14 protein-coding genes and 2 pseudogenes are annotated in these 22,570 nt (G+C 62.5%); 11 read left to right on the top strand and 5 right to left on the bottom strand.

Annotation, left to right across the window (positions count from 1 at the left end):
• Nucleotides 1–63 precede the first annotated feature (63 nt).
• From hemW to S101446_RS13470, 4 genes are all read left to right on the top strand, one after another.
• Entirely contained in the window at nucleotides 64–1,236 is a 1,173-nt protein-coding gene (hemW, locus tag S101446_RS13485) for a radical SAM family heme chaperone HemW (protein ID WP_087608572.1), read from the top strand.
• Nucleotides 1,237–1,345: 109 nt separating this feature from the next.
• Nucleotides 1,346–2,413, top strand: a complete 1,068-nt coding sequence (locus S101446_RS13480) for a nucleoside hydrolase (protein ID WP_087608571.1) — start codon at nucleotides 1,346–1,348, stop codon at nucleotides 2,411–2,413.
• 19 nt (nucleotides 2,414–2,432) lie between these two features.
• Nucleotides 2,433–2,876 (top strand): DUF1489 family protein, encoded by a 444-nt coding sequence (locus tag S101446_RS13475; protein WP_087608570.1) that lies wholly within the window; start codon nucleotides 2,433–2,435, stop codon nucleotides 2,874–2,876.
• A 241-nt stretch (nucleotides 2,877–3,117) separates the two neighbouring features.
• Nucleotides 3,118–3,969: a lytic transglycosylase domain-containing protein gene (locus tag S101446_RS13470; RefSeq protein ID WP_408884622.1), complete on the top strand. Its 852-nt coding sequence runs from the start codon at nucleotides 3,118–3,120 to the stop codon at nucleotides 3,967–3,969.
• Between the two features lie 33 nt (nucleotides 3,970–4,002).
• On the opposite strand, the gene S101446_RS13465 is transcribed toward S101446_RS13470, so the two are convergent.
• A complete protein-coding gene (locus S101446_RS13465; protein WP_087608569.1) occupies nucleotides 4,003–6,030 on the bottom strand; it encodes a glycoside hydrolase family 3 protein in 2,028 nt (675 codons plus the stop codon).
• 229 nt (nucleotides 6,031–6,259) lie between these two features.
• Between S101446_RS13465 and S101446_RS13460 the strand changes: the two genes are divergently transcribed.
• The 6 genes and pseudogenes from S101446_RS13460 (at nucleotide 6,260) to S101446_RS13435 (ending at nucleotide 15,408) form a co-directional block, all read left to right on the top strand.
• Nucleotides 6,260–6,793 carry a DUF3576 domain-containing protein gene (locus S101446_RS13460; RefSeq protein ID WP_010507274.1) on the top strand — a complete coding sequence of 178 codons (534 nt, stop codon included), beginning with the start codon at nucleotides 6,260–6,262 and terminating at the stop codon, nucleotides 6,791–6,793.
• 106 nt (nucleotides 6,794–6,899) lie between these two features.
• The gene (leuS, locus tag S101446_RS13455; RefSeq protein ID WP_087608568.1) at nucleotides 6,900–9,533 is read left to right on the top strand and encodes a leucine--tRNA ligase; all 2,634 of its coding nucleotides are present in this window, start codon (nucleotides 6,900–6,902) and stop codon (nucleotides 9,531–9,533) included.
• Nucleotides 9,534–9,536: 3 nt separating this feature from the next.
• Nucleotides 9,537–10,394: a hypothetical protein gene (locus S101446_RS13450; RefSeq protein ID WP_087608567.1), complete on the top strand. Its 858-nt coding sequence runs from the start codon at nucleotides 9,537–9,539 to the stop codon at nucleotides 10,392–10,394.
• Between the two features lie 5 nt (nucleotides 10,395–10,399).
• Nucleotides 10,400–11,418: pseudogene (gene holA / locus S101446_RS13445) on the top strand (DNA polymerase III subunit delta).
• 1,372 nt (nucleotides 11,419–12,790) lie between these two features.
• On the top strand, nucleotides 12,791–14,026 hold the full coding sequence (locus S101446_RS13440) for an NAD(P)-binding domain-containing protein (protein WP_087608566.1): 1,236 nt from the start codon (nucleotides 12,791–12,793) through the stop codon (nucleotides 14,024–14,026).
• A 53-nt stretch (nucleotides 14,027–14,079) separates the two neighbouring features.
• Complete coding sequence (locus tag S101446_RS13435; protein ID WP_087608565.1) at nucleotides 14,080–15,408, top strand: ATP-grasp domain-containing protein; 1,329 nt, start codon at nucleotides 14,080–14,082, stop codon at nucleotides 15,406–15,408.
• Between the two features lie 314 nt (nucleotides 15,409–15,722).
• Here S101446_RS13435 and S101446_RS13430 read toward each other — a convergent pair.
• From S101446_RS13430 to S101446_RS13415, 4 genes and pseudogenes are all read right to left on the bottom strand, one after another.
• Nucleotides 15,723–17,425: pseudogene (locus tag S101446_RS13430) on the bottom strand (OprO/OprP family phosphate-selective porin).
• Between the two features lie 167 nt (nucleotides 17,426–17,592).
• Nucleotides 17,593–18,585, bottom strand: coding sequence for a phosphate ABC transporter substrate-binding protein PstS (gene pstS, locus S101446_RS13425; protein ID WP_010507283.1), 993 nt, complete (start codon nucleotides 18,583–18,585; stop codon nucleotides 17,593–17,595).
• Between the two features lie 241 nt (nucleotides 18,586–18,826).
• Nucleotides 18,827–20,284 carry a mannose-1-phosphate guanylyltransferase/mannose-6-phosphate isomerase gene (locus tag S101446_RS13420; RefSeq protein WP_087608564.1) on the bottom strand — a complete coding sequence of 486 codons (1,458 nt, stop codon included), beginning with the start codon at nucleotides 20,282–20,284 and terminating at the stop codon, nucleotides 18,827–18,829.
• Nucleotides 20,285–20,335: 51 nt separating this feature from the next.
• Nucleotides 20,336–21,013: a hypothetical protein gene (locus S101446_RS13415; RefSeq protein ID WP_087608892.1), complete on the bottom strand. Its 678-nt coding sequence runs from the start codon at nucleotides 21,011–21,013 to the stop codon at nucleotides 20,336–20,338.
• 174 nt (nucleotides 21,014–21,187) lie between these two features.
• Between S101446_RS13415 and S101446_RS13410 the strand changes: the two genes are divergently transcribed.
• Nucleotides 21,188–22,456 carry a histidine-type phosphatase gene (locus S101446_RS13410; RefSeq protein WP_244184264.1) on the top strand — a complete coding sequence of 423 codons (1,269 nt, stop codon included), beginning with the start codon at nucleotides 21,188–21,190 and terminating at the stop codon, nucleotides 22,454–22,456.
• Nucleotides 22,457–22,570: the final 114 nt, after the last annotated feature.

Raw genomic sequence — 22,570 nt, 5'->3', positions numbered from 1 at the left:
AAAACTTCTTCTGGTTTGCAAGGGATTTCATTGGCGGGCTTTTCAGACAGCCTCTTGTCCGGCATGGCGGAACCGCTGGCACTGTACGTGCACTGGCCGTTCTGCCTGTCCAAATGCCCTTACTGCGATTTCAACAGCCATGTGCGTGATGAAATTCCCCGCGCCCGCTTCGGCGCGGCGTTGCGGCGCGAACTGGCGCATGAAGCGGCGCGCATGGGCGAAAGCCAGGGCGAACGGCCGACCATAGGCTCCATTTTCTTTGGTGGCGGCACGCCGTCCCTCATGGCGCCGGATGCGGTGGCCGGGCTGATTGACGATGCCCGGGACCTGTTTGGCCTGACGGATGATGTCGAAATCACGCTGGAAGCCAATCCCACCAGCGTGGAGACCGGCAGGCTGCTCGCCTTCCGTGATGCGGGGGTCAACCGCATTTCCGTGGGTATCCAGAGCCTTGATGCCGAGGCCCTGCGTTTTCTGGGGCGCGAACATGACGCGCCACAGGCCATTGCGGCGCTGGAGACGGCACGCAGCCTGTTCGAACGCATTTCATTCGACCTGATCTATGCCCGCCCGGGGCAGGATGCCGCCGCATGGCGTGCCGAACTGGAGGCCGCGCTGTCGCTGGTGTCGGATCACCTGTCGCTGTACCAGCTCACCATCGAGCCGGGTACGAAATTCGAAAGCCTGTACCGTCAGGGCCGCTTTCGCCTGCCCGATGGGGATGATGCGGCCCGGTTGTATGAACTGACCGCCGAGGTCGCATCCCGCCACGGGCTGCTGGGGTATGAAATATCCAACTACGCCCGTCCTGGCGCCGAAAGCCGCCACAACCTGACCTACTGGCGGTATGGCGATTATCTGGGCATCGGTCCGGGGGCGCATGGGCGACTGACCCGCAATGGCGTGACCTGTGCCACGCGCCGCCACCGCGCGCCCGAACCATGGGCGGAAAGGGTGGAACGCACCGGCACCGGCGCGCATGCGGAAGAACGGCTGGATAACCGTGACCGGGCGCGTGAAATGCTGCTGATGGGGCTGCGGCTGGCGGAAGGTATCTCCACCACGCGCTTCGCCCGCCGCACCGGCATGACGGTACAGGACGCGACCGATGCAGACATCATGGCGGCGGCGGTGGAAGAAGGCTATCTGGTCCCTGATCCCATCCACCACACCCTGCGGGCCACGGCCGCGGGCCGGTTGCGGCTGGAAAGCCTGCTGGCCGCGCTGGTGCTTTAGGAATTTTGGCAATACGATGGCTTCCCGCCTCCCCAGCGCCAATGGAGTACGCCGCGTGTTTTCATCCGCTCTTTCACTGACTGCGCGGCTTGCCGCATGCGCCACGGCAATGGTGCTGGTCACCGCCACCGCCCTTGCCGCCCCTGCCCCCGCAACCGCCGGGCCGGAACTGGTGATCGAGGATAATGATTTCCTGGGTCCGGGCGGGTCGGACCAGCTTTCCACCATTCCACTGCTGGCCAACCCGCATGTGCGCGTGCTGGGCTTTACGGTCGTAACCGGGGATGGATGGGAAAACGCCGAATCAGCCCATCTGCGCCGCCTGCTGGAAATCATGGGCCGCACCGACGTGCCCGTGGCCGATGGCGCGGTCTATCCACTGGTCAACACGCGCGCGGAAATGAAGCTGCATGAACAGCAGTATGGCTCCATTCCGTGGAAAGGCGCGTGGGGGGCGCTGGGCTCGATCGACGGGGCGCCCGATATCCAGCCCGCCATTCCGGCCATGAAGGAAGGCGCGCCCCACCTCGCCCCCGTGGCGCAGAGTGCGGCGCAGTTCCTGATCGAGCAGGTGCATGCCCACCCGCATGAGGTCACGATTGTCGCGGCGGGCCCGCTGACCAACCTTGCCCTGGCGATCCGTCAGGACCCGACCTTTGCCGAAACGGCGAAGCAGCTTGTGTTCATGGGCGGCATGCTGGACACCAGCATGATGTCCATTACCGGCAATGCGGATTTTGCCTCCGATTTCAACATGATCTTTGATCCCGAAGCCGCCCATATCACCCTGACCGCGCCGTGGAAGAAGATTACCGTGGTGGGTAGCGTGTCGAACGACCTCATGCTGTCGAAACAGTACCTGGCGCAGCTTACGGCAAAGAAGACGCCGCTGACCGACTATATCGGGAAATATTACGACCCCCTGCCCATGTGGGATGAAATGACGACCGCCATCGCAGCCGATCCCACGCTGGTGACATCGGCCGTGGATGCCCGCATGGATATCGACACCAGCCGTGGCCCGCATTACGGCCATGCCTTCGTCGTGCCCGATTCGCTTGCCCCGCATGACAGCCCGATACGCACCATGCATATCGTACGCAGCATTGATGCCGACCGCTTCCGCGACACCTTCGCGCGGCAGGCGCAGGCCGACCTGCCGGTTCAGGGACACTGAAGGGGAGGGCACGCACCCTATGCTGCACATGGTCAAGCTGGCGGTTGGCATCCAGTCCATCGAGGATCTGGCCGCGCGCCAGTCCCTCCAGACCCCGCCGGTCGATGACCTGGACGGCACCAGTGCCGCCGGCATGCCATGGTTCCGCACGCGCATGTATCCCCGCCGGGCTGCGGAAATACTCGATGGGGGATCGATCTACCGCGTAATCGCTGGCCGCATCCTGTGCCGCCAGCGCATTACCGCCATCCAGCCCGATACGCGTGAAGATGGCACGCCATGCGCGCTGGTTGTCATGGCGCCCGACATCATTCCCGTCCAGCCCCGCGCCATGCGCCCGTTCCAGGGGTGGCGCTACCTGCGGCCCGCGGACGCGCCGCCGGACCTGCTGGCCAACAGCCATACGGGCGACGTGCTGCCCGAAGCCCTACGCAACGAACTGGCGGAACTGTGCCTGATCTGAACATGCCCATGACCCTTCCCTCACTCCGGGGCATGACGCGCCTTGGCCTGCTGGCCCTGACCGGCCTCGGCCTGGCCGCCTGCGCCAGCTCGGGGGCGGGGGGGGCAAAACGTCCCATTACAACAGTTATTACCAGGGCAAGGCCGCCTACCGCGCGCCGGGACCGGAGACGGATCCGTGGCAGCCCTACATTGCCGATGCCTCCACCCGTTTTTCCGTGCCGCAGGAATGGATCCGCGCCGTGATCCAGAAGGAGTCCGGCGGTCATGAATACATGGACGGGCACCTGACCCGTTCAGCCAGCGGGGCGATCGGGCTCATGCAGCTCATGCCACCGACCTATGCCGACATGCAGCGCCGCAACCACCTTGGTTCCGACCCGTACAACCCGCATGACAACATCCTTGCGGGCACGGCCTATATCCGCATCCTGTACGGGCTATATGGCGCGCCGGGGTTTCTTGCAGCCTATAACGCGGGCACGGAGCGGCTGAACGACTACCTTGAAAACGGCCGGCCACTGCCCAGCCAGACGGTGCGCTACCTGCGCATCATCACCCCCAACCTTGGCAACGAGGTCGCACTGAGCGGCCCGCTGGCGGTCTATGGCGGCGCTGGCCAGCGCGTAGCGGCCAATCCGCCCACACTTGGTCCGGTCAATACCAGGGTCCAGCCCGACCATACCTATGTCCAGTACGCCACCCTCAACCCGCCCGCCCCCATACAGCACCGCACCGCCTGCGTGCAGGATGTCAATCTGGCGTATGATCCCACCAATACCACATGCCATACCGATGCCCGCACGGCGGCCGCACCGGCGGCCAGCGCCGGGGCCGGTTACGGCGCATGGATGGTGCAGGTCGGGGCCTTCACCGCGGAAGGGCAGGCCCGCTTCGCCACCACCATGGCCCGACAGGGGGATTTCGCCGCCCTGCAGGGCGCGCGCAGCATGGTCATTCCCGTCAACAAACCCGCAGGCGGCGTGATCTATCGCGCGCGCCTTGCCGGACTGTCACAGGCGACCGCCACGCAGGCCTGCGCCACGCTGAAGAACCAGGGCCTGCCCTGCACCGTGATCCGGCCGGGACAGTAAGCACGGGGCCGGTGGGGCAGATCATCCTGCCGCCTATTCAGCCGTTACGGCCGGCATGGGCGTGCTGTCCAGCACACCGGGCACATGCAGCGCGGGCAGGTGAAGCGTTGCATGCCGCACCATCATGACGGACGACAGCCCGAGCGAGAGGGTATAATCCCCCGCCGCCACATTCCAGTTGCCTCCCGCCGGGTTCCACTGTCCCACCAGCCGCAGGCTGAACGGCACGCTCAGCCGTACCGTATGGCCCGGCGCCACCATGACGCTGCGCCAGCCAGCCAGGCGACGTGCGGCACCCGGCAGGTCGTCGGGCATTTCCACATAAAGCTGTGGCACCGCACGCACCGGCGTATCATCGGGATTGGTGATGGAGAAATTTGCGCTCACATGGTTCCCGTCACGTACGACACGCAGGTCGCCCAACGTCACGTGTCCATGCGTTGACAGGCCGTAGCCAAACGGGAACAGCGGCACCACATGGGCGCGCGCAAACGCACGATAGTCGGCATCCGCCATGCCCGGCGGATAGAAGCCACCCGTCAGCGTGACCGGCAGGTGACCGGAAAAATCCTGCTGTCCCGACAGAAGGGCCGCCAGCGGCTGGGCATATTCATTGCGCCATGCCCATGCCTGCACCACGCTGTCCACCGTATCCAGCCATGGCATCTGCCGGTCGGGATCATCGGCCACCAGCACGACGGCGACATGGCCGCCCATTTCCGCCAGGGTGGAAATCATCTGGTTGTCGTCATTGCTGTCACTCAGCACCAGCGTGCGGGCGGCCTGTGCCGTAGCGGGCGGCAGGGTGCCGGGGGCGCCCGCCCCAGCAGTCGTAACGGACAACGTCACGTTCAGCCCCGCATGGCGCAGGGCGTCCGCCAGTTTTTCAGCGGCCGGGCGCAATGCGGGACGGACCAGCATCAGGACTGGCCCCCAGGCGGGATCAAATGGCACGACCCTGTTTTCATTCTGCAGCAGGACCGCGCCCTGCGCCTCTACATCCGCCACCAGCGTATCGGCGGATGCGGACTGCGCACCCTCATGCGCACTGGCGAAGGCAGGCGGATGGTCAAGGCTGCCCGACATGTAGAACGAGGCGAGGATATGCATGACCATGGCCTGAACCTGCGCCGGTTTCACGCTTCCCTCACGCACGGCCTGCCGCAGGGCCGCGCCAAGGACATCATGGCCGTCCTCGCCCGGCGCCACCTGTTCCATGTCCACCCCGGCCGCCACGGCGGCCAGCGTGGGGGCAATGTCCGTATCCCTGATCGCGCCCGCCCCGCCGGGCAGCGCCATGATCATGCCGGGAAAGCGCCAGGCGTCATGCACCATGCCCCCAAGCCCGGTTACGGTCTGGCAGGGCGCCAGGCCACCGCACAGTATGGCGCCCCCACGGGCCGTTTCCAGCGCCATGGCGACGCCCAGCAACCCCTGCGACGCCAGCCGGGCCGCGGGTACCGGCGTCGTGCGGTCGGGCACGGCGCCATCGGCACGGGCGTGTTCCTCCCGCACCACAGAACCGAAGACCGGCAGCACATGTCCCGCCAGCAGTCCCGCGCCGATCATGCCCGCCATGCTTCCGGCAAGGACCTGATCCTCCCCGGCCTGCAGGCGCCCCGATGGCAGCAGGTCAACGCCGCCCACACGCAGCACCGCGCGCGCCTGCTGCCATTCAGCCCGTGCCCGCGCATTGCCCGCGCGGCGGGCCAGGTCGGGATCCCATGTCGCGGCCAGCGCCAGCCAGGGCAGCAGCGGGCGGGCATTGCCATCGTCAGGTGCGACCGCGAAATCGGGCATGCGCAGCACCGGCAGGCCAAGCCGCGGCACGCCCGGCCATGCCAGCAGGCCCGCCCCCCCCGTGCCCGGCGTCGGGGCGGGACGGGCCTGCAGGACGGCCTGCTGTTCGGCAGATTGCATGCGCATGGCCATGTCCGCCGCGTGGGCCGCCCCCGTGCTGCCGCCCGCCACCCCGGCCGCGTGGGACGGCATGACCGACAGCGGCAGGAAAACCATGCCCATGCACAGGGCGGTGATGAAGCATGTGGCTGAATGTCTCATTCATGTCCCGTTGCTGTTGGAAGATGCCGCCATTTTTGCGCCTGTGGGCCCGGATTGTCACGCAACGCAGGGTAAAGTGGCCGTGCGACTTGGCGGGACAGGCGGGGCAGGATATGAAGAACGGATAACGCGACAGGCCAGAACGCACCCTGCCCGGCATGGCCGGCAGTTCAGGCGCATGGCTGGATTACCACATGCGGGGGCCATCCCCGGCGTCCATAGAGGCATCATGACCCTTCGTCCGCCCAGTTTTGCCCCTCCCGCCGCCCCTATGGGCCGCCACCTGCTGCCGCGCGCGGCGGCACCAGCCCTGCTGGCCGTAAGCCTTCTGGCTGGCTGCGGCAGCGCGCCACAGCACGACAAAAGCGGGCTGGCCATACCCCAGAATCGCCTGCTGAAGGAAGATCGGGGCGCCAATGGCGGTTCAACCCCGCTGGAAAGCAACGGGGTCAACGCCTTCCTGTGGCGTGGTGCGCTGGATACGCTGTCCTTCATGCCGTTCGCATCCGCCGATGCGGTGGCCGGCGTGATCCTGACGGACTGGTACACGCCCCCCGCGACCAAGGATGAACGCTTCAAGATCACCTGCTTCATCCTGTCGCGCAGCCTGCGTTCAGACGCGGTGCGCGTATCGGTGTTCCGTCAGGTGTTCCAGGACAACCAGTGGGTCGATACCCCGGTCGCGGCCAATACCGTATCCGACATCACCGCGCGTATCCTGACCCGCGCGCGCCAGTTGCGCACCGATAGCGGACAGCACTAGCTCCCCTGCCCGACCCGTTATCCATCCACCGGGTGGCGCGTGAACGCGTGGCCCGTATCTTTCCGGCGGGCACGGCCCCGCCCACCGCATACCGAACCAGAAGAAGATGACCGAAACCAGCACCCCACCGGACAGCGCCACCCCCGCCTATGATTTCCACACGGCCGAACCGCAGTGGCAGGAACGCTGGGCGTCATCAGGCGTCTTCGATGTCCCCGACGTGCCGCCCGCCGACCGGCCCAAATATTATGTGCTGGAGATGTTCCCGTACCCGTCGGGCCAGTTGCACATGGGCCATGTACGCAACTACACGCTGGGTGACGTGGTGGCGCGGTACAAGCGTGCGCGTGGCTTCAGCGTGCTGCACCCGATGGGCTGGGACGCCTTTGGCCTGCCGGCGGAAAATGCCGCGCGCGAACGCGGCGTGCATCCCGGCCAGTGGACGATGGACAACATCGCCGCCATGCGCACGACCCTCAAGCGGCTGGGCTTTTCATTCAACTGGGACCGGGAAATCGCGACCTGCCTGCCGGAATATTACGGCAGGCAGCAGAAGCTGTTCCTCGACATGCTCAAGGGCGGGCTGGTCGAACGGCGCGAAAGCTGGGTCAACTGGGATCCCGTGGACAACACCGTGCTGGCGAACGAGCAGGTGGTGGACGGGCGCGGCTGGCGTTCGGGCGCGCTGATCGAACAGAAGAAGCTGTCGCAGTGGTTCCTGAAAATCACGAAATTCGCGCCGCAACTGCTCGATGGCCTGTCCACCCTGTCGCGCTGGCCCGAACGCGTGCGCACCATGCAGGAACGCTGGATCGGCCGTTCGGAAGGGGTGAAAGTCCGTTTCGGCCTGCATGAACCGCCTGCCGGTTTCGACACCGACCTTGATTCGATCGAGGTCTTCACCACCCGTCCCGACACGCTGTTCGGCATGTCCTTCCTGGCCATTGCCGCGGATCACCCACTGGCGGCCAGGGTTGCGGCGAAAAATGCGGCGGCAGGGGAATTCATTGCCGAATGCCAGCGCCTGGGCACATCGGAAGAAGCAATCGAAACAGCGGAAAAGCGCGGTTTCGACACCGGCCTGCGGGTCAGTCACCCGTTCATGCCCGACAGATCCTTTCCGGTATGGATCGCGAATTTCGTGCTGATGGATTACGGCACGGGCGCCGTATTCGGCTGCCCGTGCGGGGACCAGCGCGATCTTGATTTCGCGCGCAAGTACAACCTGCCCGTTACCCCGGTCATCCTGCCGCCGGGGGCTGAAGCGGGCACCTTCACCATGACCGACAGGGCGTGTGACGGGCATGGCACGCTGTTCAATTCCGGCTTTCTGGACGGGCTTGATACCGAAGCCGCGAAGAAGGAAGCGATTACCCGGCTGGAAGGCATGGGAATCGGTCAGGGCGTAATCAACTGGCGGCTGCGTGACTGGGGCATTTCGCGCCAGCGTTACTGGGGCTGCCCCATTCCCGTCATCCACTGCACCGATTGCGGCGCGCAGCCCGTGCCCGATGACCAGCTTCCGGTAAAGCTGCCCGATGACGTGACATTCGACCGTCCTGGCAACCCGCTGGAACATCACCCGACATGGAAGCACGTGGCCTGCCCCAGCTGTGGCAAGCCCGCCCTGCGCGAAACCGATACCTGTGACACGTTTGTGGACAGTTCATGGTATTTCGCCCGCTTTACCGCGCCACACGCCCCCACGCCCACCGTGCCTGCGGCGGCGGATGGCTGGCTGCCGGTGGACCAGTACATCGGCGGGATCGAACATGCGATCCTGCATCTGCTCTATGCCCGTTTCTTCACCCGCGCGATGCATGAAACCGGGCATCTGCATGTGGATGAGCCCTTCAGCGGGCTGTTCACGCAGGGCATGGTCAACCACGAAAGCTACCGCGACGCGCAGGGCAACTGGCTGTATCCCGAAGAGGTTGATCGCAAGGCCGATTCCGCCGTACGCCGCGACAATGGCCAGCCCGTCACCATCGGGCGCGTGGAAAAGATGTCAAAGTCCAAGCGCAACACGGTGGCCCCTGTCGCCATCATCGAACGCTTTGGCGCGGATACGGCGCGGTGGTTCGTGCTGTCCGACAGTCCGCCGGAACGTGACATGGAATGGACGGAATCCGGTGTTGCTGCAGCCGCGCGCTTCCTGCAGCGCCTGTTCCGTATCGTCCGCACGGTGGCGGAACAGGTCCCGGCGGGCACGGCGTGTCCCGCGACACTGTCACGCAATGCGGACGCCCTGCGCCGCGCCACCCACCGTACCATCGCGGCGGTGACCGATGCGCTGGAAACCTTCAGTGTCAACGTGGCGGTCGCCCGCCTGCATGAACTGACCTCCGCCCTTGCCGAAGCGGAAAAGACGGCAGGCGAGGACGGCATGGCATTCGCCCGGCGTGAAGCCGCCACCACGCTGGCGCTGCTGTGCGCGCCGATGGTGCCCCATCAGGCGGAAACAATGATGGCGCAGCTTGAACCCGGTGGCCAGCCGGTGGTGGAACGCACCTGGCCGGTTGCCATTGCCGACCTGCTGAAGGCGAATGAACTGACCATTGCGGTGCAGATCATGGGCAAGCTGCGCGGCACCATTGAAGTGGCGCCGGACCTGCCGGCGGACAGGGTGATCGCCATGGCGGAAGCCGAGCCGAATGTCGCGCGCCTGCTGGACGGTGCGCGGATCGTCAAGCGCATCCATGTGCCGGGCCGGATCGTCAACTTCGTGGTGGCGAAGTAATCCATGGCGCACCCCGTCCGTCACCCTGCCGTTCTGGGCATCGTGCTGTTGCTGGCGGGATGCGGCTTTTCGCCCATGTACAAGACGACGGGAAAGCATATCGGCGCGGATGGCAAGCCCACCGTGACCGATGTGCTGGCGGAACTGAAGGAAGTATATGTTCCGATCATCAAGGAACGGTACGGCCAGCAGCTGCGCCAGTTCCTGCAGCAGGACCTGAGCGGGACATCACCGGAAAACCCGACCCGCTACGCACTGCAGATCCGCACCTATCTCATGAACGAAGCCGTGGATATCCATGCGGACAATACCAGCGGCCGCACGCGGACAACCGCCTTCGCCCACTGGCAGCTTTACCTGCTGGGGGATAATCCGCGCCTGCTGGCGGGCGGGGATGCCTCGGTCGTGGATGGGACCAACAATACATACGAACAGTATTTCGCCCTGACGCTGAACCTGGAAACCGTGCGCACCCGCGTGGCCAAGAACATGGCCGATCAGGTGACCCAGCAGGTGGCGACATGGTTCCGGACCCACGCCACCCCGGCGGTGGACGGGTCGGTCGCGGGCCAGAACCAGCCGCGCTATGTCGATCCCAACAGCATCGTCAATCCCAACAACCAGATGCCGTCCCAGCAGCCGGGTGCGGATGGCCTGCCCGCGCTGGCGACAGGCCGGACCGATTCCCAGCTGAACGAGGAAAATAACGAAGGCGACAGCCTGTCCACCGAAAGCGGGCCGATGGACAACATGCCGCAATCCACCACGGGCAGCAGCCAGGGCCCGTCGCACTCCGGCGCCACGGCTCCGGATAACGATACCGTCCCCGGTTCGGGCATCAGCATAGGCGGCGGGAACTAGGCCCGGTGAAGATCGATGCCCGCGCCACCAATGCCACCCTGCAGGCACCCGGCGCGCTGCGGGCCATCATCCTGCATGGGGACGATGCAGGCCTGATCCGCGAACGGGCCACGACAGCGGCGAAAGCGGTCTGTCCCGACCTGCATGATCCATTCCGCGTTGCCATACTGGGCCGTGAGGACCATGACCGGCTGGAGGAGGAAACAGCCGCCCTCGCCCTGACGGGCGGGCGGCGGGTGGTCTGGCTGCGTGACGCGGGCGACAGCGTGCTGGCGGCATTGCAGCACAGCCTGGCCCGGCCATCCGATACGCTGGTCATCATCGAAGCGCCGGGGCTTGCGTCGCGCTCGAAACTGCGGGCCTTTGCGGAAAAGGACAGGCAGTGCGGGATAATCGGCTGTTACCCCGAGGAAGGGCGGACGCTGGAAGCCGCCATCCGGCAGATGCTATCGGCGCAGGATGTCGGTATCGACCCCGATGCGCTGGGATGGATGGTGGAACGCGCAGGCCCGGACCGCGCGGCAACACGCAGCGAGGTGGAGAAACTGGCCCTGTTCGCAGGCAAGGGTGGCAGGCTGGGGCTGGAGGATGTCCGTGCCTGCGTTGGTGACGCGGCGGGCGTATCACTGGAAGATGCCGCCTTTGCCGCCATGGCGGGCGACCGCAGGGGGGCAGATGCCGCAGCCGAGCGCGCGCTGACCATTGATGGCAGCAGTCCCATCGCCCTGACGCGCGTGCTGCTGTCGCATATCCACCGGCTACGCCGGGCACGCCTTGCGGTGGATGGGGGGGCAAGCCGGGCGGACGCCATGCGACAACTCCGCCCCCGGTCTTTTTCAAACGCACCGACAGCTTCGGGCAGGCCATGATGATATGGTCGGCCAGCGCCCTGCTGCACGCGGCGGAGGAAACACAGGCACTGGAACTGGCCTGCAAGCAGACCGGCAGCCCCGATGTCGTGCTGTGCCTGCGCCATGTCGCCCGTTTGTGCGCACAGGCACAGCAGATGCGCAGGCGACGTTGAGGGGCGAAATATTCCCCTCCCCTTCGTGAAACATCTTGCCGCGCGCCTGGGCCTCGTTTAGAAAACCCGGGTGTGTCCGCGTAGCTCAGCCGGATAGAGCACAGGATTCCTGGTTTGCAATTGGGCGTCACGACGGGAAACCACGTGGCGGATCTGCTCAAATTCGGGGAACGCTCTGGCAAATGCCGTGCCAATCCCGAGCCAAGGCCGGTTTTCCGGCAAGGTGTAGAGACTGGATGGGCAGCACCTGTCAACCGCATGCGGTTTATGGTGAAGGGACAGTCCAGACCACGAACGCCATACCCCTATGGCGGCGGTGAAAGCCGAAGTGGTACGAATCCTGGGGCCGTGGGTTCGAATCCCGCCGCGGACACCACACATCCCACATTATCATGTGGTGCCTCCTGAACCCTGAAAACGGTTTTCACATGTGGTGTCCCGCCGCCATGCGAAAGGTCGTTCGGCATCCCACCCCGGACGAAACCACATCCCGTCCTGTCACATCCTGTTTGCGACCCGCCCTACGGCGCTGAATACGGTATGCCGTGGCTTTTCTCGCGTCCCGGGGGAATCCACATGCGCCAATGCCGTGCAGCGGCAGACTGCATCCGGCAAGGGGCGTTGCGACCGGATTGCCCGGGACCAGACCATCCGGTCCCGGGATGCGGTATAAGGCATGATGCTACTGTTCCGGGTTTCCGGGCCTGCCACGGTAACTTGAGAGACAGCCCATGAGATGTCCCGCGCATTCTGAAGAATAGTCTTCAAAAAGCAGAATTAACAAAATCATTCCTCATTCATGAATGATCCATATGACAATTATTCTGAATTTGCCAATTCACATACAATAAATTCTATAAATGGCACGATGATAAATGCCAATATTCATTAAATTAGCAAAATAAAATAACAAATGAAATATTACGAAAACAAAAACAGCATCGAGACATTATAAAAAATAACAAAATATTTCTATTCCATTCCATGAACAGTCAATTCATAGAGGACAAAATACATACTGTTTGCGGGAAGCATGCGGATAGAAAAAAGTTTCATGGATACAATAATTTATGAACGAAAATATTTCGTGTTCCGATTTCCGCATGGAAAACCATCGAAAGTGTGTGATTTGTACCAACCCCACCATTCCTAGACTGAACTGTTTTTTTTGTGATTGTTGTCCGAGATACGGTAAATGTATGGTTAAGATATGGCGGAACATAATGTCCGTTTTTGAGCATCTTCAGGTCCTGACAGGCCTGAAACAAGAAACGTGCGCGTGTTTCGTTCCATACCGCAAATAAAAACCTGCGTTTCCTGTTCCTTGCTAAATAACGCTCCGCTCTCGGACTTACTGGCTGGTGGATTTCTGATGAATACCGACGTAGCCATTATAGGGGCTGGCCCCTATGGACTCTCCCTTGCGGCCCATTTGCGTGACAGGGGGGTAAACTTTCGTATCTTCGGACGCCCGATGGGATTCTGGCGCGAACATGTTCCCGCCAGCCTGCGACTGAAGGCAGAGGGATTCGCACTGGACCTGTTCGATCCCGGCCGCCGGTCAACGCTTGCACGGTTCTGCAGGGAACGGGGATATCCCTACGCCCCGATCGGGGAGCCCATTCCCACCGCGGTTTTCACGGAATACGGTGAAACGTTCCAGAAAACCCATGTACCGCAACTGCAGCCATGCATGGTCACGCACCTGTCGCGCACGCTGGACGGCTTTGTCATGCATCTGGATAACGGGGAAACCGTCATGGCGCATAATGTGGTCATGGCGGTGGGGATCGAACATTTCGCCTACACGCCCCCGCCCGTGCGTGGCCTGCCGTCCGACCGGGTCAGCCATACATTCGACGAGACCACGTTCGAACGCTTCGCGGGCAAGCGGGTCGCCGTGATCGGGGCGGGGTCGTCGGCTGTGGATACGGCGTGTTTCCTGCATAACGTGGGTGCGCAGACCTTCATCTGTACCCGCAGGCCAAAGATATGGATCAATCATCCCCCCCACAGGATCCGTGGCCTGAAACTGCTGTGGACCCGGATCAAGAAACCCGTTTCAGGTCTGGGAACGGGCTGGCGTTCCCGCATGGCCTGTGACCTGCCGGATGTGTTTCACATGCTGCCCGCACGCCTGCGCCTGCGCATCACGCGCGGCCATCTGGGCCCGGCGGCGGGGTGGGTAACGGGCCAGGTCGTGCGCGACAAGGTCCCGATATGGCTTAACGTTGACCTGCAATCCGCACAGATGCGCAATAACGTCGTGCATCTGGAATTCAGGGATACACAGGCAGGCTGCCCGCGTGTCGTGGATGTCGATCATGTTTTCCTGGGCACCGGGGTCAGGGTGGACATGGAACGCATCCCGTTCCTTGACCGCGTGCTGGCGCGCGCCATCCGTACCGAAGACAACATGCCCGCCCTGTCGCGCAGCTTTGAATCAAGCGTGCCGGGGCTTTACGTCATCGGTCCCATGGCGGCAGGCAGTTTTGGCCCCCTTCTACGCTTTGCCTGGGGCGCGCGCTTTGCCGCGCGCCGTGTCACCGCCCGGCTGGGACGGCAACCCGTGTCACAACCCGTGCCGCAGCCCGCATTCGCGTCATGACACCCATGCGCCCCTAGTCCTGCATCCTGACATGAGCTGGAAAGTCCTGGATCATGAAAAACGATTTTACAGTTCTCATCATCTCCTCCGTGTGGTGGTCCGCCATTACACGTGCTGCGGTGGAATTCATCGAAAGCGGGGTGACGGTCCATGCCATCTGCCCGGCCGGACATTCCCTACGCTGCCTGCAGGCAATCGAAAGCATACGGAACTATCCATATGTCGCGCCAACCGCGACACTGGCTGGCGCCATTGCGCAACTGCGGCCCGACCTGATCATCCCGGCGGATGACCGGGTGGTCGTGACACTGCACCAGGTTTACAACGAGGCCAATCCCGCAACTGCCATGGGCCGCCTGTGTCGTGACACGATCGAACGCTCACTGGGGCGGCACGAATATTTTGGCTATGCGCAGACGCGGCTCAAACTGATCGATGTCCTGCGCGAACAGGGCATCCCGACACCCGCCGCCACCAACCTTGCCACCCTGCACGATGCCAGACGGTGGTGCGCCACCACACCCGGACCATGGGTGTTCAAGCGTGACCGTAGCTGGGGCGGGTCCGGCGTGGTGATCGCCGATACGCAACACGAGGCCGAAGCCGGCTTCCACCGCCTGTCGCAACCGGTACGGATGGTCTGTGCCCTGCGCGTGCTGCTGGCGGACCGCGATATCTATTCCTTCATGGAAGCGACGGAGCGCCGCCCGCTGCCTGTCATTGCACAGGCGCATGTAACCGGCATGCCCGCCAATATCATGGTGGCCTGCTGGGAGGGGGAAGTCCTTGCCACGCTGGGGGTCAATGTCGTGTCCTACCAGGGGCGCACGGGGGCGGCGACGGTGATCGAGATCACACAGTCCGCCGATATGGAACGCGCGGCACGGGTGGCCGGCGCGACACTGAAACTGTCGGGTTTTTTTGGCCTGGATTTTGTACGTTGCGCAAAAACCGGCACCTATCATTTCATAGAAATGAACCCCCGCCTGACCCAGATCGGGCATCTATGCCATGGTGGCAATACCCTGATCCGCCGCCTGTTGCAGCATGTGCGCGGCAGGGCGCAGGTGGCCGTACCCTCCGCCGCGATGGAACTGCACGAACGCACCATGATCGCCCTGTTCCCACAGATCCTGCGAACCGAGCCCCAGACACTGAACAGTACGGCCGCATGGATCGACATTCCATGGCGATACCCTGAACTGGTGGAGGAACTGCTGCGCCGCCCATGGTCCCGGCGCGGGTCGGTCGCGCGGCTGGAGGAACGCCTGCGGCCCAACATGCCTTATGGCAAGTCAGTAGACAGGGGCGAAGCACTGGGCAAGCTGTCCACGCTGCTGCAGGCGGGCATGATTACGGACATGCCGGTGGCCGCGCTGTAAACTATCAAAAATATCCGGGCGTCGGCTTTTTGAAAAAGCGGCACCCGGATATTTTCATTTATCAATGATCTGTTTTTTAAGAATTATATTTAATGCGCGTGGGGAATTCTGCGTCCCGTCAAAATATGGCCTGCCGGTATCCGTGCCCAAGAGGCTGCCTGAAAAGTCAGGTCAGGAACATCCTGCAGCCATAAGGCAGCTTTCTTCAGAAAGATTCGAAGAACGCCTCCTTATTTGAAATAAGGAGGCACCCAAACACTTTTATTATTTTTTATCGTTCGTTTGTTTTCAAATGATGCTTGCGGGCAACCGCCTTAGAAGGCTGCCTGAATACGCCCGGCGACGGAATTGCCGTGACGGCCCATGATGTCATAAAGCGCGGTGCCGCCACTGCTTGCCTTGTTGTCATCGCTGACAATGAAGTGGTTGAAATCAAGCATGAAGCGGAAGTGACGGTTGGGATACCAGTTCAGCCCGGCCGACCAGACCGTCTGCTGGCCGCCACGGATGGCATTGGCCGAATTCAGATTGCTGTTCAGGTCGGTCACGCTGTACCGGGCGGAGACTTCCAGCGCGCCCCAGTAGCCATTCGCGGGATCAAAGGCATGATCCACGCCGGGCGCCGCGAATGCGCCTTCCTTGATGTTATAGGAACGCGGCTTGCCGAAAATGGTGTAGTTGGCGGCGCCATAGTAACCGGTGAAGTTGACCGTGCCCTGGTCGGCGGCGCTGCCACCGGAATTGTTTCCGCGCGTGACCCCGATATTGTAATATTCACCCTTCAGCACCAGTCGCTTCCAGCGGAAGCCCAGTTCCGGGCCGGCCGACCAGATGCTGCCCACGTTGCCGACGGTCGCACTCAGCAGCTTGGTGGTGGTCAGGTCAACTTCCGGCTGTTCGGCAAATGTCGCGGAACGGTCATCCGAAGCCGTCGCCTGCGCCACCTTGAAGGCGCTGATCGCCGATACGCCGACATGCACATCGATATCCTTGGACACATAGGGGCGGCCCGCGACACGGAAGGTTCCGCCCGTCTGGCTGTCATAGCCGGCGGCCCGCTTGCCATAGCTCTGTCCCGTCAGGTAACCCGCAATCCACCAGCGCTTGCCATAATGCAGGGCGCCCACGCTCATGCGGGCATCACCGGCGGCAATGTTACGCACGATATCGGTGATGGCGGGACGTTCCATCATCTCGAATTCGTTCGAGCTTTCGGAGTCTTCTTCCGTCACGCGCGGCTGGAAATAACCCGCGGTAATGACGGTGTTGTGGAAACCGGCATAGTTCAGGTTCGCTTCATACAGCGTGGCCGAACCATCAGCATTGGATGACCCGAAATCCGGGGTGATGTTCGCAATCCAGTTCTTGTAACGGAACGAGATGGGGATACGCAGGCGGCGGGCATTTTCGGTCAGGCCTTCATAATCGCCCTTCTTTTCCCCCGCGCGGGGGACATGCCCATGAAACCGCCAATATCTTCGTGGAAGGCCAGACCGATGGACATGGCATACATGCCGTCATCAGACGAAATGGTCGGGCGCCCGCCGGGAAAGCCCACCATCATGCCACCCAGATGCAGGGCTTCGTCCTTCTCGGTCGCGGCACGGAACGATTCCCACGACGACGTCACGCCACGGTCGGACGGGGGCGTGCCCAGATCGGCCCGCTTCATCAGGCTGCCCATCCCGGTTCCCATCCCGCTATCGCCACCGATATGGATATCACGTGCGTAGCTGTCGGGCAGCGGCTCACCCTTGCTGGCTGCAACCCGACGGGCCTGTGCCGCGTTGGCGGCAGGGGTGTTGCTGTGGGCTTCGGCCCGGACCAGGCGCTGGCGCAGCATGCTGATCTGACCGGACATTTCCCGGCGCATTTCCTGCATTTCACGCTGCAGGGCCTGGATCTGCTGGGCATCCGACGCGGATGCTGCATGGGCCTGATGGAAGGATGACGCACCCCATAGGGCGGAAGAACCAAGCAACAGCGAAACAGCGGACCGGCGGATCATATTAATCATTCCGTAATGAAGGATGAGTTCATTTAGAATGGGCGCACAGTTTTGTGTGTTATGTTTCCGATACAGTTTTATGAAGGATTTATGACAGTCCATGATACAGAAAAGCCGCCCGGAAACCGGGCGGCTTCATGCCGTCATTACTGTAAAATCATAACTGTGGAATTATATTATTTGGCTGCATCCCACTGCTGCAGGATATCGGTTTTCACATTCGCGGGCACCGGCACATAATCAAGACGGTAGGCGGCAGCGTCCCCGTTCTTCAGCGCATAGCCAAAGAATTTGCGGACTGCCGGGCCATGTTCGGTCTTGCCCGTCGGCACCGGCACCAGCACATAGGTGGGAGAGACAATCGGCCATGCCCCCGCGCCGCTGGTGTCCAGCAGGTCGACGGCGAAATGCGATGCATCCTTCCAGTCCGCGGCTTCCGCCGCACGGCTGAAACTGTCCATGCCCGGAGCGACAAAGGCGCCGCTGTGATTCTTCAGCTTGACAGTGGTCATGTGCGCATTGGCGGCGAAGGCATATTCGACATAGCCGATCGCCCCTTCCGTATTGCGCACGGACGCGGCCACGCCATCATTGCCGCGTGCCCCGATCCCGCCAGGCCATGAAATGGAAGCGCCAGCCCCCTGCCCTTCGCGCCATTCGGGGGAAACACGGGCCAGATAGCCGGTGAAAACCGCCGTCGTGCCCGACCCGTCCGCACGGTGCACGGTGGCAATGGCGGTATCAGGCAGCTTCAGCCCGGGATTGAGGGCCGCGATTTTCGGATCATTCCACTGTTCGATCTCGCCACGATAGATCGCGGCCAGTGTCGGACCATCAAGCTGGATCTGATTGGCGGCGATACCCGGCAGGTTGATGACCGGCACAATCCCGCCCATGACGGTAGGAAACTGGAACAGATGGGCATTTTCCAGCTTCTGGCGATCCATGGGCACGTCGGATGCACCGAAATCAACCGTGCCTGCCAGAATCTGGTTCTGTCCGGCGCTGGACCCCACGGTCTGGTAATTCAGGTTGACGCCAGCCGCGCTCCGTCCGTCAGCCCCCCATGCCCCGTAAATGGGCGCGGCAAAACTGGAGCCGGCACCTGTAATATCCGCAGCATGCGCCATGACCGGCAATGCGGTCGCCAGCAGGGCACATGTAAGCATTCGAGCAGGAAAGTACATAATACTCATGTTCTCCGACATGAAGAAGACAGACGTGTCTGGCTATCCATCAGACATGCGGGGACATTAAAAAAATGCCGGAACAAATAACAATGATATGTCCATGACAGTTTTATGAAGGATTCATGAAATTCCCTGTCCGGCTGCCCCTGCCAAAAAATAAAAAGGCATGGAATGACCACAGCCATCCCATGCCCCGATACATCAGTACTGGAAGAACAGGTCAGGTACGGCTGTAGGCGTCTTCAAGCCGGACGATATCATCCTCGCCCAGATAGGGGCCGGACTGGACCTCGATCAGGGTCAGGGGAATGCGACCGGGATTTTCCAGCCGATGCACGGCGCCGAGCGGCAGGTAGACGCTTTCGTTTTCACGCACGAGGATCACCTCCTCATTGCGTGTTACCTGCGCCGTCCCTTCCACCACCACCCAGTGTTCGGCACGATGATAGTGCTTCTGCAGTGACAGCTTTTCCCCCGGTTCCACCACGATCCGCTTGACCTGGAAACGGTTGCCTTCGATCAGGGTCTCGTAAAAACCCCATGGACGGTAGCAGCGGCTGTGGGTGGTCGCTTCCTTGCGGCCATCCTTTTTCAGCCGCGACACGATGGCCTTTACATCCTGCGCGTGGTCGCGATGCGTCACCAGCACCGCATCGTCATTGACCACCACCAGCAGGTCTTCCACCCCGGTCACGGCCGTCAGGACACCATCGGTGCGCACATAGCTGTTGGATGTGTTGAACACCGCTACATCGCCAATGGTCACGTTGCCATGGTCGTCTTTCGGGCCAAGTTCCCACAATGCGTCCCAGCTTCCCACATCGGACCAGCCGAAATCACCGGGGATCACGGTCATGAGGCCGGTGCGCTCCGCCACCGCGTAGTCAATGGAAATATCGGGCGAACTGGCAAAGGCCGCGGCATCCAGCCGTTCAAAGTCAATATCCGACCTGCGATCCTGCACGGCCTGCCGCACCGCGCTTACGATGGCGGGTTCATATTTTTCCATTTCCTGCAGCATGGTGCGGGCCGTAAACACGAACATGCCGGAATTCCACAGGAACTGCCCTGATTCCAGCATGCGGGCGGCATTCGCGGCATCGGGTTTTTCAACAAAGCGCGCAACGTTCCAGGCCCCATCATATCCGGCCAGCGGCGCGCCCTTTTCAATATAGCCGTAGCCCGTTTCCGCCTTGGTGGGCGTCATGCCGAATGTCACGATCCGGCCCGCGCGCGCCACCTTGACCGCAAGATCCAGCGCAGGCCCGACATTTTCGGGTTTCTGGATCGCGGCATCCGCCGCCATGACCCACAGCACGGCGTCGGGATCGGTTTCAGCCGCCAGCAGGGCCGCCGCCGCAATGGCCGGGGCCGAATTACGGCCAACCGGTTCCAGCAGGATGCGTGGCGCGGTAATGCCGACTTCCTTCAGCTGTTCCGCCATGACGAAGCGATGTTCGTTGTTGCAGACGATAATGGGCTGGGCAAATCCCGGCCCCTGGCTGCGCAACGCGGTTTCCTGCACCATCGTACGCCGCGAGACCAACGGCCAGAACTGCTTGGGAAATGAACTGCGCGAGACGGGCCACAACCGGCTGCCACTACCGCCAGACAGGATCACGGGTATCACTGGCGTAGAGGCAGGCTGCGATGCTGCATGCGTGACGGAAATGACCATTCTCGCTCCTGAAAAACCGGCTGTCGGGGCCTGCAGGGCCCGGGGGAATCCTTAGCGGACCTTCTGTGCTGTCGCACGCAGAACGTCCAGCGAAGCACGCAGCTGCATTATCTTTTCGAAATCGGCTATTTCCTGCCGTCGGGCGGCGAACAGGATGGCATCGACATGGATGACCAGCTTGCGCAGGCGCCAGAACTGCTCGGCATCCACAATCAGCGTGCGCGATATGTCCTCCAGCGCACCCACCTGTATGTATTTGGTGTGCGTGACGGGATCATCATTCAGTTCCTCGACAAAGATCGGAACGAAGCACAGCGGCACGGAACAGGGGGAGGGAACAAAAGGACGCGTTTCATGCCCGTCATAGACCTTGACGCGGCTGATATCGAATTTGCGATATTCCTGCAAAAGCCACGCCATCTGTACCGGGGGGGCAATACGGGCGAATTCGGCGCGCGTGATGTCAAGGAAAACACGACGGTCGCGTACGATCGTCGCATCATATTGCGCAAGCTGCTGGGCGTAGGCGGCTTCTTCCTGCGAATGCTTCATCAGGACATTATGCCTGGCGAAATTGGCATCGCTTTGGCTGCTCCAGCTTAGATAGCCGCCAAAGCCAGCCAGCAGGCACAGCAGGACCGGCAGGGCCATGCACATCCACCAGTGCCGTATCATGAACGCCCACATACCCGTGCGCTCCAGTGCCCGCACCGGATGATAGATCATCATCCACCGGTTCTCCCTGACTGTGTATGCCCTGCCCTGACAGGAATGCATCATGCGTCAGGCAGTTTCCTGCTCCTTGCAGACAAGGCCGTTTTTCTGCACCGGCATACTAGCAGAACCCGCATGTTGCTGTCATGCAGGGATATATTCCCTGCCCCCGACCAGGATCGTGCCCGCATGTCCCGCCTGTTCCGCGCCCTTGTTATCCTGTCCTGCATCTGGCTGCAGGCAGTGGGGGCGCAGGGGGCGACGCCTGCGCCCCCCGCCCCCGTGCTGGAACGCGTGGTGCTGGTCGCGCGCCACGGCATACGCAGCCCCACCCATCCCATTGCGGAACTCGATGCCCATACCCACCGGCAATGGCAGGCGTGGCCCGTCGCCCCGGGTGAACTGACCGAGCATGGGCAGCGTGACCTGGCGCTGATGGGAACGGCGCTGGGACTGCATTACCGACAGGCAGGCGTCCTGCCCGCACACGGATGCGGGACCGGGGAACAACTGGCGGTCTGGTCCGATGCGGCGGACCAGCGCACGCTGCAGACCGGGGATATCATGGCCCATTCCCTGATACCTGGCTGCCCGGTCACGCCCGGCAGCCTGCCCCCCGGCACGCATGACCCGGTCTTCAATGACCTGCCCATGCAGGCCAGTCCCGCGCTGCAACACACCATCATGACCGACCTGTCCGCCACGCTGGCGCATGACCGGGAAACCCGTCCGGCCGATGTGCGCAAGGCGCAGGCGACGGCGCAGGCCGTGATCCAGCCTGCCGGATGCACCACGGGCATGCCCTGCTTCACCCAGCCGGACAGGGCGACATGGCACAAGGGCGCCCCGCACCTGTCCGGCGGCCTGTCACAGTCGGCGGATGTGGCGGAAGACATGCTGCTGGAATACGCGCAGGGCATGCCGTACACGGCGATTGGCTGGGGATATCCGGACATGCGCCATGTCATTGATACCCTGCAGCCTGCCCACAACCATGCCAGCCGACTGGTGCGCCGCCTGCCCGCCCTGGCCTTTCCGCGCGGGCATATCCTGGCGGGCATGATCGTGGATCTGGTCGCGGGGCAGGCCGTGCGTGAACCCAATGGCGACATGATCGCGGCCACCACGCCGGTTATCGTATTTGCGGGACATGACAGCACGCTGGACATGCTGGCGGCGATTTTTGGCCTGGACTGGTCCTTTGCCGACCTGCCGGACCCCACCGGCCCCGACACCACGCTGGGGTTCGAGACATGGCGCATGCCAGATGGCCAGCGCCGGGTGCGGGCCGTGATATTCCATCAGGGAATGGATGCGCTGCGTATGGAACAGCCTGTGACGGCACAGCCTGAAACCCTGCCCCTGTCGGCCTGCCACCCCGGACAGGATGGCAGTTGCGCACTGGGCGATTTCACGCGGACCTTTACCAAACGCCTTGATGCTTACCAGCACAAATGACGGCACCTGTCATGCAACCGGAAAAATATTCCAGAAGCCTGCCTGTGAAATACCCTGAAAATCAGGGAAATTCCTGGTGGTGCCTTTGTCAAAAAGGCGGCACCCAAAAACTTT

This window comes from Komagataeibacter europaeus (assembly GCF_002173515.1).
Classification (GTDB): Bacteria; Pseudomonadota; Alphaproteobacteria; order Acetobacterales; family Acetobacteraceae; genus Komagataeibacter; species Komagataeibacter europaeus.
This window is presented reverse-complemented; position numbering and strand designations above follow the sequence as displayed.

Excerpts from the sequence above, each read along its gene's own strand:
- hemW (WP_087608572.1), top strand. The coding sequence starts at position 64 with ATGGCGGAACCGCTGGCACTGTACGTGCACTGGCCGTTCTGCCTGTCC.
- S101446_RS13480 (WP_087608571.1), top strand. The coding sequence starts at position 1,346 with ATGGTGCTGGTCACCGCCACCGCCCTTGCCGCCCCTGCCCCCGCAACC.
- S101446_RS13475 (WP_087608570.1), top strand. The coding sequence starts at position 2,433 with ATGCTGCACATGGTCAAGCTGGCGGTTGGCATCCAGTCCATCGAGGAT.
- S101446_RS13465 (WP_087608569.1), bottom strand. The coding sequence starts at position 6,030 with ATGAGACATTCAGCCACATGCTTCATCACCGCCCTGTGCATGGGCATG.
- S101446_RS13460 (WP_010507274.1), top strand. The coding sequence starts at position 6,260 with ATGACCCTTCGTCCGCCCAGTTTTGCCCCTCCCGCCGCCCCTATGGGC.
- leuS (WP_087608568.1), top strand. The coding sequence starts at position 6,900 with ATGACCGAAACCAGCACCCCACCGGACAGCGCCACCCCCGCCTATGAT.
- S101446_RS13450 (WP_087608567.1), top strand. The coding sequence starts at position 9,537 with ATGGCGCACCCCGTCCGTCACCCTGCCGTTCTGGGCATCGTGCTGTTG.
- S101446_RS13440 (WP_087608566.1), top strand. The coding sequence starts at position 12,791 with ATGAATACCGACGTAGCCATTATAGGGGCTGGCCCCTATGGACTCTCC.
- S101446_RS13435 (WP_087608565.1), top strand. The coding sequence starts at position 14,080 with ATGAAAAACGATTTTACAGTTCTCATCATCTCCTCCGTGTGGTGGTCC.
- pstS (WP_010507283.1), bottom strand. The coding sequence starts at position 18,585 with ATGCTTACATGTGCCCTGCTGGCGACCGCATTGCCGGTCATGGCGCAT.
- S101446_RS13420 (WP_087608564.1), bottom strand. The coding sequence starts at position 20,284 with ATGGTCATTTCCGTCACGCATGCAGCATCGCAGCCTGCCTCTACGCCA.
- S101446_RS13415 (WP_087608892.1), bottom strand. The coding sequence starts at position 21,013 with ATGATGATCTATCATCCGGTGCGGGCACTGGAGCGCACGGGTATGTGG.
- S101446_RS13410 (WP_244184264.1), top strand. The coding sequence starts at position 21,188 with ATGTCCCGCCTGTTCCGCGCCCTTGTTATCCTGTCCTGCATCTGGCTG.